General features: G+C 58.7%; 16 protein-coding genes. 2 read left to right on the top strand and 14 right to left on the bottom strand.

The window, feature by feature from the left end; all coding sequences use genetic code 11:
* Positions 1-145: 145 nt before the first annotated feature.
* From ABLV11_RS11070 to ABLV11_RS11130, 13 genes are all read right to left on the bottom strand, one after another.
* Entirely contained in the window at positions 146-613 is a 468-nt protein-coding gene (locus ABLV11_RS11070) for a hypothetical protein (protein WP_126488191.1), read from the bottom strand.
* A gap of 70 nt (positions 614-683) precedes the next feature.
* Positions 684-1,442 carry a phosphonate metabolism protein PhnP gene (phnP, locus tag ABLV11_RS11075; RefSeq protein ID WP_126488193.1) on the bottom strand — a complete coding sequence of 253 codons (759 nt, stop codon included), beginning with the start codon at positions 1,440-1,442 and terminating at the stop codon, positions 684-686.
* A gap of 16 nt (positions 1,443-1,458) precedes the next feature.
* On the bottom strand, positions 1,459-2,022 hold the full coding sequence (gene phnN / locus ABLV11_RS11080) for a ribose 1,5-bisphosphokinase (RefSeq protein ID WP_064373110.1): 564 nt from the start codon (positions 2,020-2,022) through the stop codon (positions 1,459-1,461).
* On the bottom strand, positions 2,022-3,158 hold the full coding sequence (gene phnM, locus ABLV11_RS11085; protein ID WP_016808416.1) for an alpha-D-ribose 1-methylphosphonate 5-triphosphate diphosphatase: 1,137 nt from the start codon (positions 3,156-3,158) through the stop codon (positions 2,022-2,024). Before phnM ends, phnN begins: the two co-directional genes overlap by 1 nt.
* Positions 3,155-3,841, bottom strand: coding sequence for a phosphonate C-P lyase system protein PhnL (gene phnL / locus ABLV11_RS11090; protein WP_017145113.1), 687 nt, complete (start codon positions 3,839-3,841; stop codon positions 3,155-3,157). Before phnL ends, phnM begins: the two co-directional genes overlap by 4 nt.
* A 195-nt stretch (positions 3,842-4,036) precedes the next feature.
* The gene (gene phnK / locus ABLV11_RS11095) at positions 4,037-4,795 is read right to left on the bottom strand and encodes a phosphonate C-P lyase system protein PhnK (RefSeq protein ID WP_126488195.1); all 759 of its coding nucleotides are present in this window, start codon (positions 4,793-4,795) and stop codon (positions 4,037-4,039) included.
* Positions 4,792-5,640 carry an alpha-D-ribose 1-methylphosphonate 5-phosphate C-P-lyase PhnJ gene (locus ABLV11_RS11100; RefSeq protein ID WP_004109398.1) on the bottom strand — a complete coding sequence of 283 codons (849 nt, stop codon included), beginning with the start codon at positions 5,638-5,640 and terminating at the stop codon, positions 4,792-4,794. Before ABLV11_RS11100 ends, phnK begins: the two co-directional genes overlap by 4 nt.
* On the bottom strand, positions 5,633-6,697 hold the full coding sequence (locus tag ABLV11_RS11105) for a carbon-phosphorus lyase complex subunit PhnI (RefSeq protein ID WP_004109397.1): 1,065 nt from the start codon (positions 6,695-6,697) through the stop codon (positions 5,633-5,635). Before ABLV11_RS11105 ends, ABLV11_RS11100 begins: the two co-directional genes overlap by 8 nt.
* Complete coding sequence (gene phnH / locus ABLV11_RS11110; protein WP_126488197.1) at positions 6,697-7,281, bottom strand: phosphonate C-P lyase system protein PhnH; 585 nt, start codon at positions 7,279-7,281, stop codon at positions 6,697-6,699. The genes ABLV11_RS11105 and phnH overlap by 1 nt, the downstream gene beginning before the upstream one ends.
* The gene (gene phnG, locus ABLV11_RS11115) at positions 7,278-7,730 is read right to left on the bottom strand and encodes a phosphonate C-P lyase system protein PhnG (RefSeq protein WP_004109395.1); all 453 of its coding nucleotides are present in this window, start codon (positions 7,728-7,730) and stop codon (positions 7,278-7,280) included. Before phnG ends, phnH begins: the two co-directional genes overlap by 4 nt.
* Entirely contained in the window at positions 7,731-8,456 is a 726-nt protein-coding gene (gene phnF / locus ABLV11_RS11120; protein WP_004117305.1) for a phosphonate metabolism transcriptional regulator PhnF, read from the bottom strand.
* Between the two features lie 294 nt (positions 8,457-8,750).
* A complete protein-coding gene (yjdN, locus tag ABLV11_RS11125; RefSeq protein ID WP_126488199.1) occupies positions 8,751-9,185 on the bottom strand; it encodes a VOC family metalloprotein YjdN in 435 nt (144 codons plus the stop codon).
* Positions 9,186-9,355: 170 nt separating this feature from the next.
* Entirely contained in the window at positions 9,356-9,691 is a 336-nt protein-coding gene (locus ABLV11_RS11130; RefSeq protein ID WP_004109392.1) for a zinc ribbon domain-containing protein YjdM, read from the bottom strand.
* A 539-nt stretch (positions 9,692-10,230) separates the two neighbouring features.
* Between ABLV11_RS11130 and proP the strand changes: the two genes are divergently transcribed.
* A complete protein-coding gene (gene proP, locus ABLV11_RS11135) occupies positions 10,231-11,733 on the top strand; it encodes a glycine betaine/L-proline transporter ProP (RefSeq protein WP_004109391.1) in 1,503 nt (500 codons plus the stop codon).
* 51 nt (positions 11,734-11,784) lie between these two features.
* Here the strand turns inward: proP and melR are convergent, their stop codons facing one another.
* Positions 11,785-12,726, bottom strand: coding sequence for a transcriptional regulator MelR (gene melR / locus ABLV11_RS11140; protein WP_224330408.1), 942 nt, complete (start codon positions 12,724-12,726; stop codon positions 11,785-11,787).
* 238 nt (positions 12,727-12,964) lie between these two features.
* Between melR and ABLV11_RS11145 the strand changes: the two genes are divergently transcribed.
* Positions 12,965-14,311: an alpha-glucosidase/alpha-galactosidase gene (locus ABLV11_RS11145; RefSeq protein ID WP_004109389.1), complete on the top strand. Its 1,347-nt coding sequence runs from the start codon at positions 12,965-12,967 to the stop codon at positions 14,309-14,311.
* The last annotated feature ends 117 nt before the right edge of the window (positions 14,312-14,428 follow it).

Here is a 14,428-nt window from a genome sequence, read left to right on the forward strand (position 1 = left end):
GAATACCGGGGCAGGGGCTGCTGGTGTGCGGTCGTCGGAGGAGCCGGGCCGTCTGGATAAGGGTTACCGATGTGCCGCGATCCGCGGCGGAAGCCTGGGAATCATCGGCCCTAGCTCCGCAAACCAGCCGATATGATGCAGGAACTTATTCATTTGGCGTTTTTCTCTGCTCCCTGCCCGGCAGATAGGCTATCAGCCATCCCATAATCAGTCCGGAGAACAGGCCAGAACCTGCGATTACCCGGAACCCATGACCACGCAGAATAAAGGTCGTCAGATCGGTATCGGAGAAAAGCAGCACGCCGGTTAGCGGTATTGCCGCGCATATGGCCAGGCCAATGGTCGCGCTGGCGAGGATACGCCGGTAATGAATCGCATGAATGCCCGTGGGCAAAAAAGCGACGGCAATCCCGGTCAGTAGCGCCGGGATGGCGCCAGCAGCCCAGGGGACGATGAGAAAATACGGCAGTTCAGAAAAGACAAATTCAAAGAAACTACCCACCGAACGGCGCGACTGTATGACGATGGCGACGATGGCCCACAGCAGGCCAATATAGGGGCCAATGAATGTATACCAGCAGGCATGGCGAAGCGTGCGTCGTGTTGTGGTCATGTGAATCCCTTCAGATGGTTAAGTTCGCAGGGAAGATAGTGAGGTTAAGTGAAGGGACAATGAAGTTTGGTTAAGGCAGCACAATCTCCATGCCGTCAAATCCCGCTTCAAACCCCGCCGGCAGAGAGTGCTCCATCATCCACGCGTCGAAGCAGTGGCTAATATGAGTGAGGATCACTCGCGGGCAGCCGATGACCTGGTTAATGGCCCGCACGGTGTTCAGGTCGCAGTGGTTGCGCGGCGGCTGCGGGCGCGGCTCGTGGCTACAGTCGATGATGATAAGCTGCGGCTGATTATTCAGCAGGAACTTCAGCGTTTTTTCCGGCAGCGCGGCGGTATCGGAGAGCCAGGCGACCCGGCTATGGGCCGACTCCAGCAGATAGCCAAACGTGAGCCTTGAGTGATTCAACGGCAGCGGCGTGACGCGCAATCCCTGAAGTTCAAACCGCACAAATGGTTCGACGGTGTGGCTGAAATCCAGCAGGCCCGGATGCTTAAACAGGTCATCGCAGCCCTGATCATCCTGGGGGCCGTATACCGCAATGGATTCGCCCACGCCCCAGCGCAAGGGGAACAGCCCCTGTACGTGATCCATATGATAATGGGTGAGCAGAAACTGCTGAAAGCTGCCGGCGGGCCACTGCGTCATCAGATCCGGCAGCCCGGCATCGAGCAGCGTCACCGCGCTATTGAATTTAACTATCGCGCTACAGGGGCGACGACGATGCGCTTCGTCGGAGCGGGCGCGGCGACAGGCGGGGCAATCGCAGCCAAAAACCGGCACCAGCTGCGCGCCGCCGGTGCCGGTTAAGCGGATACTCAGGCTCATGCTTTCTCCTCGCGCGTCAGGCTGGCTGCCGTTCGCGTCGGTTGCCGTGAATGCGAATCAGCGAAACCAGAGCGTCCACCGACTGGCTAAGGCGACCATCGTTATTTAGCGTCAGACACGCGCTCGGCGTATAGCGCGCCGCGCGCGCCAGGCGCTGGGCGATTTCTGTTTCGTTCTCCCGCCCGCGCCGCGCCAGGCGTTGCCTGAGCACCTCCGGTGAAACCTGCAAACAGATAGGCAGGAGGGCGTCAGCATAGCGCGCCTGCGCCTGCGCAAGGTGCGCGCGTGAACCGTTAGCGACCACGTCGAACCCGGCGTGCAGCCACAGGTCAATCTCGATGCCAATACCGTAGTAATGGTGGTTTGCATGCCAGCTGAGGGCAAACAGATGCTGCTCGGCGCGGGTAAAAAACTCTCGCTCGCTGAGGGCGATATGGTTTTCACCGCCCGCATTGGGCGAACGAGTAATGTAGCGGTGCGCTACCAGCAGCTGCGGATGCTCACGCTGGCGCAGCGCTGCCAGCAGGCTGTCTTTACCGGAGCCGGAGGCACCGACCAGCCAAATCAGTTTTCCTGCCATCAGAAGACCCTCTTACCTTGCCGCCAGACGTGATCGATATGGATATGCTCGCCGTGACGGCGTGCCAGCACCAGGTCCGCCCGCTTACCTTCGGCAATCGCTCCGCGGTCGTGCAGCCCCAGCGCCTGCGCCGGGTTTTGACTTACCAGACGAATAGCCTGCGCGAGGGTAAAAGCGTTGCCCTCGTCGTCAGCGATGCGGAAAGCGGCATCCAGCAGGCTGGCGGGATAATAGTCGGAGGAGAGAATATCCAGCAGTCCGCTGGCCGCCAGATGATGGGCGGCGACGTTCCCGGAGTGCGAGCCGCCGCGCACGATATTCGGTGCGCCCATCAGGACGCTCATCCCATGCTGGCGCGAGGCCTGCGCTGCGGCGATAGTGGTGGGAAATTCGGCGATAACGCTGCCAAGCTGGCGTGACTCGAGCACATGTTCGCAGGTGGCGTCATCGTGGCTGGCCAGCGCGATATTCCGCTCGCGGCAGATCGCGGCGATGCGCTGCCGGTTGGGCTGTGACCAGGCAGCCGCCAGCGCCATCTGCTCCTCTTCGAAGGCGTCCATCTGTTCGTTGGTCAGATGGTATTTGCCCTGGTAGTAGTCGCGGTATTTGCTGCGGTCGGCGTACTGGCGCTGGCCAGGGGAGTGATCCATCAGGGAGACCATGCTCACCGGTTCGCGGCCAACCAGCTTCTCGAACAGCGGCAGAGTGGTGTGATGCGGCAGTTCGCAGCGCAGATGCAGCCGGTGTTCGGCGCGGTTGAGGCCTCGCTTTTGCGTCTCCTCCACGGCGTTGATCATCTTTTCCAGGTTTTCCAGACGATCGCCGCCGTCGCGGACATCGCCAATAGCCACGGCATCCAGCACGGTGGTGATGCCGCTGGCGACCATCAGCGCGTCGTGGCTGCTCATCGCCGAGTGGGCGGGCCAGTCCACCTTCGGTCGCGGGGTGAAAAACTTGTCCAGGTTGTCGGTATGGAGCTCGATAAGCCCCGGCAGCAGCCAGCCGCCGTCGCCGTCAATGGCCTCCGCCAGCCGGCTCTGGCTTTCGGCAAAGGCTGAAATTCTGCCGTCCCGCACCTCCAGCGAACCGTTAACCACCTCGTCTTCGAGGACCAGCTTTACGTTGTTGATAATCATGCTGAAATCCCCATGGGGTGCAGGCGGTCGGCGACCTGTTTACGCGTGGCCTCGTCGTGGAAAATGCCGACGATCGACGCGCCGCGGGCTTTGGCTTCCTGGATCAGTTCCACCACGGCGGCGCGGTTTTTGTCGTCCAGCGAGGCGGTGGGTTCGTCGAGAAGCAAGATCGGGTAGTCCACCGCGAAGCCGCGGGCGATATTGACCCGCTGCTGTTCGCCGCCGGAAAAGGTCGAGGGGGCGAGGTGCCACAGACGTTCGGGCACGTTCAGGCGCGTCAGCAGGCGGGCGGCTTTACCGGCGCTCTCTTCGCGCGGGATGCCCAGCTCGAGCAGCGGCTGCATGACGACGTCGAGGGCGGAGATGCGCGGGATCACTCGCAGAAACTGGCTAACCCAGCCGATGGTGGTTTTACGCACTTCCAGGACTTTGCGCGGCGTGGCAGTGACCAGATCCACCCATTCATCGCCGTGGCGGATATAGATGTGGCCGCTATCGGGGAGATAGTTGGCGTACAGCGAACGCAGCAGGGTCGATTTTCCGCTGCCGGAGTGGCCGTGCAGCACCACGCATTCGCCGACGTTTACGCTCAGCGAGGCGTCGGCGAGTACCGGCAGACGCACGCCGTTCTGCTGGTGCAGAACAAAGGTTTTATGGATGTTTTCCACGCGAATGGCGTTCATTTTTAGCCTCATCGTGCCTGAATTTCCCCGGATCGCGGCGCGAACGCCTTATCCGGGCTACCTGATGCATTAATTCACGAAGCGCGACCGGGGATCGCCGGAGACGGCGCGTTGCGCCTGTCCGTGCTACCGGCTCGCAGACGGTCCGTCACCCGTAGCACGGTCAGCGCAGCGCCGCCGGGAGTGGACATACGCTCAGTTCTGCAATACCGACGACACCAGCAGCTGGGTGTAAGGATGATGGGGATCGTCGAGCACCCGGTCGGTTAAGCCGCTTTCCACCACCTGCCCCTGTTTCATCACCAGCAGACGGTTAGCCAGCAGGCGGGCAACGCCGAGGTCGTGGGTCACAATGACTACCGCCAGATTGAGCTCCACGACCAGGCCGCGCAGCAGATCGAGCAGGCGCGCCTGCACCGACACGTCCAGCCCGCCGGTAGGTTCATCCATAAACACCAGCTTCGGCTGCGTCACCAGATTGCGGGCGATTTGCAGACGCTGCTGCATGCCGCCGGAAAAGGTGGTGGGCAGGTCGTCAATGCGCGAAGGCGGGATCTCCACCTCCTGTAACCACTGCCCGGCGGTGGTGCGAATGTGGCCGTAGTGACGGGCGCCGACCGCCATCAGGCGCTCGCCGATATTGCCGCCGGCCGACACCTGGCGACGCAGCCCGTCCATCGGATGCTGATGCACCACGCCCCACTCGGTGCGCAGCAGGCGGCGGCGATCCGCTTCGCTCATCGCGTACAGAGAACGATTCTGGTACCGCACTTCACCCTGCTGCGGCCTCAGGCGGGCGGAAATCGCCTTTAGAAGGGTGGTTTTACCGGAGCCGGACTCGCCAACGATACCCAGCACTTCTCCCGGCCACAGCTCGAACGATACGTCGCTGAAGCCTTTACCCGGCGCATAGAGGTGGGTCAGGTTATTCACCGCCAGTAACGGATAGCTCATTTTTTCTGCTCCTCGCACTGTTGGCGGCAATAGTCGGTATCGGAGCAGACAAACATCCGCTTGCCGCTGTCGTCGAGCACCACTTCATCAAGATAGCTGTGGCGTGAGCCGCAGATAGCACAGGGTTCATCCCACTCCTGAACGGTAAACGGATGATCGTCGAAATCGAGGCTCTCCACCGGGGTATAAGGCGGCACCGCATAGATGCGTTTTTCGCGCCCGGCGCCGAACAGCTGTAGCGCAGGCATCATATGCATCTTCGGATTATCAAATTTCGGAATCGGCGATGGGTCCATGACGTAGCGGCCGTTGACCTTCACCGGGTAGGCGTAGGTGGTGGCGATATGGCCGAAGCGGGCGATATCTTCGTACAGCTTCACCTGCATTACGCCGTACTCCTCCAGCGCATGCATGGTGCGGGTTTCGGTTTCGCGCGGCTCGATAAAGCGCAGCGGTTCCGGGATCGGCACCTGGAAGATGAGGATCTGATCTTCGGTCAGCGGCGTTTCCGGGATCCGGTGGCGGGTCTGGATCAGCGTGGCGTCCTCGGTACGTTCGGTGGTCGCGACGCCGGTTACGCGTTTGAAAAACTGACGAATCGATACCGCGTTGGTGGTGTCGTCGGCGCCCTGATCGATCACCTTCAGCACATCATTTTCGCCGATAATGCTGGCAGTAAGCTGAATACCGCCGGTTCCCCAGCCGTAGGGCATCGGCATCTCGCGACCGCCGAAGGGTACCTGGTAGCCGGGGATGGCCACCGCTTTCAGGATGGCGCGGCGGATCATGCGTTTGGTTTGCTCGTCGAGGTAGGCAAAGTTGTAGCCGGTCAGTGCGTTAGCCACGTTGATTCTCCCGTTGCAGGCGTTTAAGTAGCGCCAGTTCGGCCTGGAAATCGACATAGTGGGGGAGTTTTAAGTGCGAAACGAAACCGGCCGCCTCGACGTTATCAGCATGAGCCAGCACAAACTCTTCGTCCTGGGCCGGACCCGCCGCCTCTTCGCCGTACTCCGGCGCCTGGAGCGCGCGGTCAACCAGCGCCATCGCCATCGCTTTGCGCTCGCTCATGCCAAACGTCAGGCCGTAGCCGCGGGTGAAGTGCGGCGGTTCATCCTGAGGGTCGACAAAGCCGTTGACCATTTCGCATTCGGTCATCAACAGTTCGCCAATAGTGACGGTGAAGCCCAGCTCTTCCGGGACGATCTCCACCGCGACGTAGCCGCTGCGAATTTCCCCGGCAAACGGATGGTTGCGCCCGTAGCCGCGCTGGGTGGAGTAGGCCAGCGCCAGCAGGTAGCCCTCGTCGCCGCGCACCAGCTGCTGCAGGCGCGACGAGCGCGAACAGGGATAAACCGGCGGATGGCGGGTGATGTCGTCGGGCTGCGCGTCAGTATCCTGCTCCGCCTTCGCCAGTCCCTGCTGGACGAGCAGATTAAAAACGTGCGGCGTGGCTTCCTGCGGCGCGCTATCGGTCGCCAGCGGCGGCGTTTCGCCGTTGGCCAGTAGGGTAAAATCGAGCAGACGGTGGGTGTAATCGTAGGTCGGGCCGAGCATCTGGCCGCCGGGGATATCTTTATAGACCGCCGAGATCCGGCGCTCAAGGCGCATAGCGGCGGTGTCGACAGGCTCGCTGACCGCCAGTCTTTGCAGCGTGGTGCGGTAAGCGCGCAGCAGAAAAATCGCTTCGACGCTATCGCCGCTGGCCTGCTTCAGCGCCAGCGCCGCCAGCTCCCGGTCGGCGATACCGCCTTCGGTCATGACCCGATCCACCGCCAGATTGAGCTGTTGGCTAATCTGGTCAACGCTGATTTCAGGAAGCCGTCCATCGCCTCGGCGTTGCTGTTCCTGTAGGGCGTGAGCGGCGACGATCGCCTTCTCGCCGCCTTTGACGGCTACGTACATTAGCAGACCTCGACGTGAGTGGTGCGCGGAATCGCCAGCAGGCGTTCGCCGCAGGTGAGAATCAGATCGATACCCAGCGGGAACGGATGCGGGCGCTCGGTTAACTCTGCAATAATACATTCCGGCAGCTGCGGGGCGATCATCCGCTCCTCGGCGATCCCGGCGCCGGTCAGGCGCAGCATCCGGCCGCCGCTGAGGCTGGCGAGCTGAACAATCAGCGTAACGCCGGTCTCCGGGGCGACGACGGTACCGGCGGAGAGCACGTTGAGCTGTTCGGCGCTGATGCTGTCACTGGCGACGGCGAAGGTTGCCTGCTGCGGCTGCTCAACCAGCGGCGCGCCGGTATGAAAGCGTAAATTCTGGCCGACCAGATCGTTATCCAGCGTCGGAGCGAGCCAGACCGGCGTCTCGTGATCCACCAGCGTCAGCAGCAGGCTGGTGGTGGCGACGTTCAGCGGCTGCCAGCCGTGCTGAAGCTGCTGCAGGGAGACAATCACGCCCGGCTCGCTCATCGCTTTCAGCAGGCGGCGGAAACTGTGCTGGGCATCCTGCACAGCCAGGGTAAAAGCGGGTTGTAAGGTCATGCGTTATCTCCGCGAACCAGAGTAAAGAAGTCGACCCGGCTGGCGTTGACTTCGGCGCGTCGGGCTTCAATGCGCGCGCTACGTTGTTCTTCCAGCGGGGTTATCAGGGTTTCCATCAGGGTATGAAAATGGTGTGGCGACTGCATCAGGGCATCGATGGCCGCGCAACGTTCAGCGTGCGGACGATCGCGGCCTAAAATCCAGCTATAGCCGAGCGTGCCGTCGGCCAGGCGGATAGCGGCGCGGGTTAAGGTGGCGTCTCCGGCGAAAAATCGATCGCCGATGCCGCCCATGCGCGCCTGCAGCTGGACCAGCCCGGTTTCCGGGGCGCGAATCAGTTCATACTGCGGCGCGAGCTGCAGCGTTTGCATCCGCGCCGCCAGTTCTTGTGGGTCACTGTGGGCCAGCACGGACATCCAGCGCTGGCGGGTAGCGGTATCAAAGTGCATTCAGTGCTCCATGGTGAATTCAATCATGTCGGCGCGGGTCAGGCTGACGGAGTACTCCGTCGCGCTCTGCTCGCCCTGGCGATGATTCAGGGTGCGCACGCACAGCAGCGGCGCCATATTGGGAATGCCGAGAATGCGGCTCTCTTTGGCCTGCGCGCGGCGGGCGCTGATTTTGGTGCGTACGCGGGTCAGTTCGATATCAAGACGATTGCGCAACAGATCATGGAGCGAGCCGTGGGTAAAGGTTTGCAGAACCGGCCATAGCTGCAGGTCGGCAAAGTAGTGGTCTATCAGGCACAGGGCGACACCGTTCACGCGGCGCAGGGTGCGCAGGTGAATGACGTTATCGCCTTCACTGATGGCAAACGCATCGGCAACGTGGCTACTGGCCGGACGCAGCACCGACAGCAGCTTTTCGCTGGTCGGGTGGCTGCCCTGTTCGAGAAGATTCTGGCTAAAGCGCGCCTGGGCGTTGAGCGGGTAATCTATCGGGCGCATCAGTACCAGCACGCCGACACCCTGACGGCGCTGGACCCAGCCGCGCTCGACAAGCTGATCGATGGCCCGGCGCAGGGTATGGCGGTTAACCTCAAAGCGGGACGCCAGCTGCTGCTCGGCGGGCAGATAGTCGCCGCAGCGGTAATGATGGCAAAGCTCTTGCTCCAGTTTGGCGGCAATTTCCTGATATCGCGTGGGGTAACTGGTCGGATGTCTGGATAAGTACATGGCAATCAAGCCTCACTAAGGACAAGAAGGAGTTTTCCTCTGAGCGTGAGCCAATCCTGACGGTTTTTTGTTACGTTTCGGTTAACTCCTGATGACCGGGGGATGAAGAGTTAACGCAGAAGGGATGACAGGTAAGCGGGGATGAACGCACAGATGCCCTCTCCTGAAGGGAAGAGGGGGAAACCGGGGGCGGAGTCAGCTGTGCGTGGGGCTGCAGAGCGGCGCAGGGGTAACAAACTGCACCGCCGGGTTCTCTTTCCCTTTCGGGGAGAGGGTGAGGGGAAAAGGTCAGCGTTAAGGTTCTTTCAACACGTTGACCATCCACGGGACGCCAAAGCGGTCGATCACTTTACCGAAGCCGTGCGCCCAGAATGTCTCCTGCCAGACCATCTCTATCTGCCCGCCATCGGCGAGGCCGTCAAACCAGCGTTTACCCTCGATAACATCTTGCGGATCAAGCACGATAGTAAACCCGGCGTAGCGCTCCATTTTACTGGAGGGGCTGTCGCTGAGCATCAGGATGCTGTCGGCGATGCGCAGACTGGCGTGGGCGATGCCGTCGGCGGCCAGATGCTGGCCGGAGGGGCAGCCATCCTCGGCGTCATGAATATCCTGCGGCATTTCGCCCCAGGTAATTTTATGGAGCAGTTCAGCGCCCAGCGCCTGCTGGTAGAACGCGATGGCGGCCGAGCAGTTGCCGCTAAAAGCGATATAGGGACTCAGGGGCATAAGCATTACCTCAGGTAACGAATATTCCATTAAGCGTAGAAGAGGATTGCAAAATTAAGCCAGGCGGCAGCGAGGGAAGACGCAAGAAGAGGCGGAAGACGATCGGACAATTCGCATAACGGCACGGGAAAATATATTTCCCCCCGACGACAGGCGCCGGGGGAATAAAATCAGTTCTTTTTAACAAATTCGGATTTTAGCTTCATCGGGCCAAAACCATCAATTTTGCAGTCAATATTATGATCGCCTTCAACCAGGCGGATATTCTTCACTTTAGTACCGATTTTTAGCATTGAAGAACTGCCTTTAACCTTAAGATCTTTTACGACGGTGACGCTGTCGCCGTCGGTGAGTAAATTACCGTTGGCATCTTTGACCACCAGCGCGTCGTTATCATCCGCAGGCTCGGCATTGTTCCATTCATGGGCGCATTCCGGGCAGATAAACATGCCGCCATCTTCATAAGTGTATTCAGAATGGCATTTCGGGCAGTGTGGCAGTTGCATGACGTTCCTCGCGATTACTGGGTAAAACAGGACGTTGGTCCATTAAATGGCGGCTGATAGCCGAAAGTGTAAGTGATTATAGCGCAATCCCGCACTTTTGTCGGGCCTTTTTTATGAGCTACTGCAGGGAAGAAAATGAATATACCCCGTGAAGAACGACGGGGTTATTTCCATAAAAACCGCCAGATATTTCCGGAAATGTATCGCTAAGTTCCAATATTCATTGAACTTATTGGTTTTCGCCGACTCTGTTTAAGGGTAGGTGAATTTTTGTGAAGTTGATCCCAAATTTAAACGCTGTTAGGGTAAAAAGGCGAGAACGCAAATTCACTACACTTATTAGCGGCCCCGCATATTCATTATGGCCAGAGCAGGCGTCAACAGGTTCGGTTGTACGGACTGTCAGCAGACAGTGCAGGCAAACCTGCTACGCTTGAAATGTGGAGCACAGCAATTCGCCGCTCCCAACGCATGACGCGAATGACCTTGTCATTCGGCGGAGATTCGTGCGCTCAAGGCGAGAGCAAAAGAGGATAATTATGCTTAAAAGGAAAAAAGTAAAACCCATCACGCTTCGGGATGTGACCATCATTGATGATAGCAAACTGAAGAAAGCGATTACCGCAGCGTCGCTGGGTAACGCGATGGAGTGGTTCGATTTTGGGGTATATGGTTTTGTTGCGTATGCTCTTGGTAAGGTCTTTTTCCCCGATGCCAACCCCAGCGTGCAGATGATTGCCGCGCTCGGTACTTTCTCGGTTCCCTTCTTAATTCGTCCATTAGGCGGCCTGTTCTTCGGGATGCTGGGCGATAAATATGGTCGACAAAAAATTCTGGCGATAACCATCGTCATTATGTCGATAAGTACATTCTGTATCGGTCTTATTCCGTCGTATGCCACCATTGGTATCTGGGCGCCGATTCTGCTGCTGCTGTGTAAAATGGCGCAGGGATTCTCGGTGGGCGGAGAATATACCGGGGCATCGATCTTTGTGGCGGAATACTCGCCTGACCGTAAACGCGGCTTTATGGGCAGCTGGCTGGACTTCGGTTCGATAGCGGGCTTCGTGATGGGCGCGGGCGTGGTGGTACTCATTTCCAGCATGGTAGGCGAAGAGAACTTCCTCGACTGGGGCTGGCGTATTCCGTTCTTCCTCGCGCTGCCGTTAGGCATTATTGGTCTTTATCTGCGCCATGCGCTGGAAGAGACGCCGGCGTTCCAGCAGCACGTTGATAAAATGGAGCAGGGCGACCGCGAGGGCCTGCAGGACGGGCCGAAAGTCTCCTTTAAAGAGATTGCCACTAAACACTGGCGTAGCCTGCTGACCTGTATCGGTCTGGTGATTTCCACCAACGTGACCTACTACATGCTGCTGACCTACATGCCGAGCTACCTGTCGCATAACCTGCACTATTCAGAAGACCACGGGGTGCTGATCATCATCGCCATCATGGTCGGGATGCTGTTCGTTCAGCCGGTTATCGGTATGCTCAGCGACCGTTTTGGCCGTCGCCCGTTCATTCTGATTGGTAGCGTGGCGCTGTTCGCGCTGTCGATTCCGGCATTCATCATGATTAACAGTAACGTTCTCGGCCTGATTTTCGCCGGTCTGCTGGTGCTGGCGGTTGTGCTGAACTGCTTTATCGGGGTGATGGCTTCGTCGCTGCCGGCGATGTTCCCGACCCACATTCGTTTTAGCGCCCTGGCCAGCGCCTTCAACATCTCGGTGCTGATTGCCGGTCTGACGCCAACCCTGGCGGCGTGGCTGGTAGAAAGCACGCAGAACCTGATGATGCCGGCTTACTATCTGATGGTAATTGCGGTTATCGGTCTGATTACCGGCCTGTCGATGAAAGAGACCGCCAATCGTCCGCTGAAAGGGGCGACGCCAGCGGCTTCGGATATTCAGGAAGCGAAAGAAATTCTCGGCGAGCACTACGATAACATCGAGCATAAAATCGAAGATATCGATCAGGAGATCGCCGATCTGCAGGAAAAACGTTCTCGTCTGGTGCAGCAGCATCCGCGCATCAACGACTAAACCGTTTTGCTGTTAATCAATGCCGCCGTGGGCTTCCCCGGCGGCATTTTTTTATGCCCCGGCGGGCGCCAGATTATAGCGACGCTGCTGGCTCAGCCTGCGATACTGCTGCGGCGGCATGCCGACATATTTATTAAAAGTGCTGTAAAAGCGGCTGCTGGAGCCGAAACCGGCGGTCAGAGCGATATCGAGGATGGTCTTATCGGTGTCGCTGAGCAGCGCCCGAACGTGATTAATGCGCATCGCGGTAATGTACTGCTTCATGGTTTGCTGCATCACCCGCTGAAAAATCCCCATCGCGTAGTTGGCATTCAGCTTCACATGCTCGGCGACATCGTTGACGGTGAGCGCCCGATCGTAGTGGATGGCAATATATTCCAGCATCTGGCTGACGTAAAACTGGGCGTGGCGCGAAACGCTGTTCTTGTGCGTGCGTGAAGTCTTGTTCACCAGAATCGGCTGCCAGCCGGAGAGGCTCAGGCGCTTGAGCATCAGAGCGATTTCATCGATCGCTAACTGGCGGATTTGCTCATTATCGCTGTTCAGCTCCTGCTGCCAGCGCTGGACTTCAAATACGCTGAGCTGCTGGGCAGCCAGCGATTTCACCACCATACCGTGGGTGACGTGGTTAATAAGCTCCCGATCCAGCGGCCAGGATAAAAACAGATGCATCGGCAGGTTGAAGATAGCCATCTGCCTGCAGGCCCCTGGTCGGGTAAGGCGATGGGGCGTACATGCCCAGAACAGGGTGATATAGCCCTGCTCGATACGTACCGCTTCATCGTTGATCAGATACTCGACATCGCCGTCGAAGGGGACGTTCACCTCCACCTGACCGTGCCAGTGGCTGGCGGTCATGGCATAAGGAGTACGCAGCTCGATATCCATCCGCTGGTATTCAGAGTAGAGCGCCAGCGGGCTGCGGGGCAGTCGATCGTCGCTGCTGCTCATATACGCGTCGGCGGGATGCGCTGCGCGGGGTTTATCGATCATGATGTGGATTCCTGAATCATCATTCTTGCCGATTTTTGACGCCAGTCAGCGCTTATCTTAGTCGAATTAAAGGCCCGTTTTCTCTTCTTTTTCGCCCATTTATTCCCGAAAAATCAGTTTTCATGCTTGCCGGTAGCCGATCTGAGTTTTCGGGAATGCTCCGGCGGGAAGAGGGCAGCCCGCCGGTAGTCCGGCATGCCACTCTGTTAACGTTCACTAACCCTACGGAGAGCACCCTATGTCTGCCCCCAAAATTACCTTTATCGGCGCCGGTTCGACGGTATTCGTCAAAAATATACTCGGCGATGTGTTTCAGCGCCCGGCGCTAAAGTCCGCGCATATCGCCCTGATGGATATCGATGCGACTCGTCTGGAGGAGTCGCATATTGTGGTGCGCAAACTGATGGATTCTCTGGGCGCGGAGGGGGAAATCAGCTGCCATCGCGACCAGAAAGCGGCGCTGCAGGACGCGGATTTTGTGGTGGTGGCCTTCCAGATTGGCGGCTATCAGCCCTGTACGGTCACCGATTTTGAAGTCTGTAAGCTGCATGGCGTGGAGCAAACTATTGCCGATACGCTTGGCCCGGGCGGAATTATGCGCGCGCTGCGCACCATTCCGCACTTGTGGCGCATCTGCGACGATATGACCGAAGTTTGCCCGAACGCCACTATGCTTAACTACGTCAATCCGATGGCGATGAATACCTGGGCAATGTACGCCCGCTATCCGCATATTAAGCAGGTCGGACTGTGTCATTCGGTGCAGGGGACGGCGGAGGAGCTGGCCCACGATCTGGATCTCGACCCGGCGGATTTACGCTACCGCTGCGCCGGTATCAATCATATGGCCTTTTACCTGTCGCTGGAGAAAAAGCTCAGCGACGGCAGTTATGTCAGTATTTACCCGGAGATGCTGCAGGCATTTGCCGAAGGACGCGCGCCGAAGCATCGCGAGGATTCGCGCTGCCAGAACATCGTCCGCTATGAGATGTTTAAAAAGTTGGGCTATTTTGTCACGGAGTCGTCCGAGCACTTCGCGGAATACACTCCCTGGTTTATCAAGCCGGGGCGTGAGGATCTGATTGCGCGCTATCAGGTGCCGCTGGATGAGTATCCGAAACGCTGCGTAGAGCAGGTGGCGAACTGGCACAAAGAGCTGGAGCGGTATAAAACCAGCGAGCGCATTGAGGTCAAACCCTCGCGCGAGTACGCCAGCACCATTATGAACGCCATCTGGACAGGCGAGCCGAGCGTGATCTACGGCAACGTGCGTAACGATAATCTTATCGATAACCTGCCGCAGGGCTGCTGCGTGGAGGTGGCCTGTCTGGTGGACGCTAACGGCATTCAACCGACCAAAGCGGGCAAGCTGCCTGCCCATCTGGCGGCAATGATGCAAACCAATATCAACGTTCAGACCCTGCTGACTGAGGCGATACTCACGGAAAATCGCGACTATATCTACTATGCGACGATGATGGACCCGCATACGGCGGCGGTGCTGGGCATTGAGGAGATCTATGCGCTGGTGGACGATCTGATCGACAGCCACGGCGACTGGCTGCCGGCGTGGGTGCATGGCTAATCAGGTATTGTGCCGGATGACGGCTAGCGCCTTATCCGCCTGGAGGTGGCTTTGCGTTTTTCTCCCGGCTCGCGCTGCGCTTAGCCGTATATGGACACCTCCCGTTATGCAAGCCAT

It is taken from the genome of Klebsiella sp. GW_Kp181 (assembly GCF_040062315.1).
Classification (GTDB): Bacteria; Pseudomonadota; Gammaproteobacteria; order Enterobacterales; family Enterobacteriaceae; genus Klebsiella; species Klebsiella oxytoca.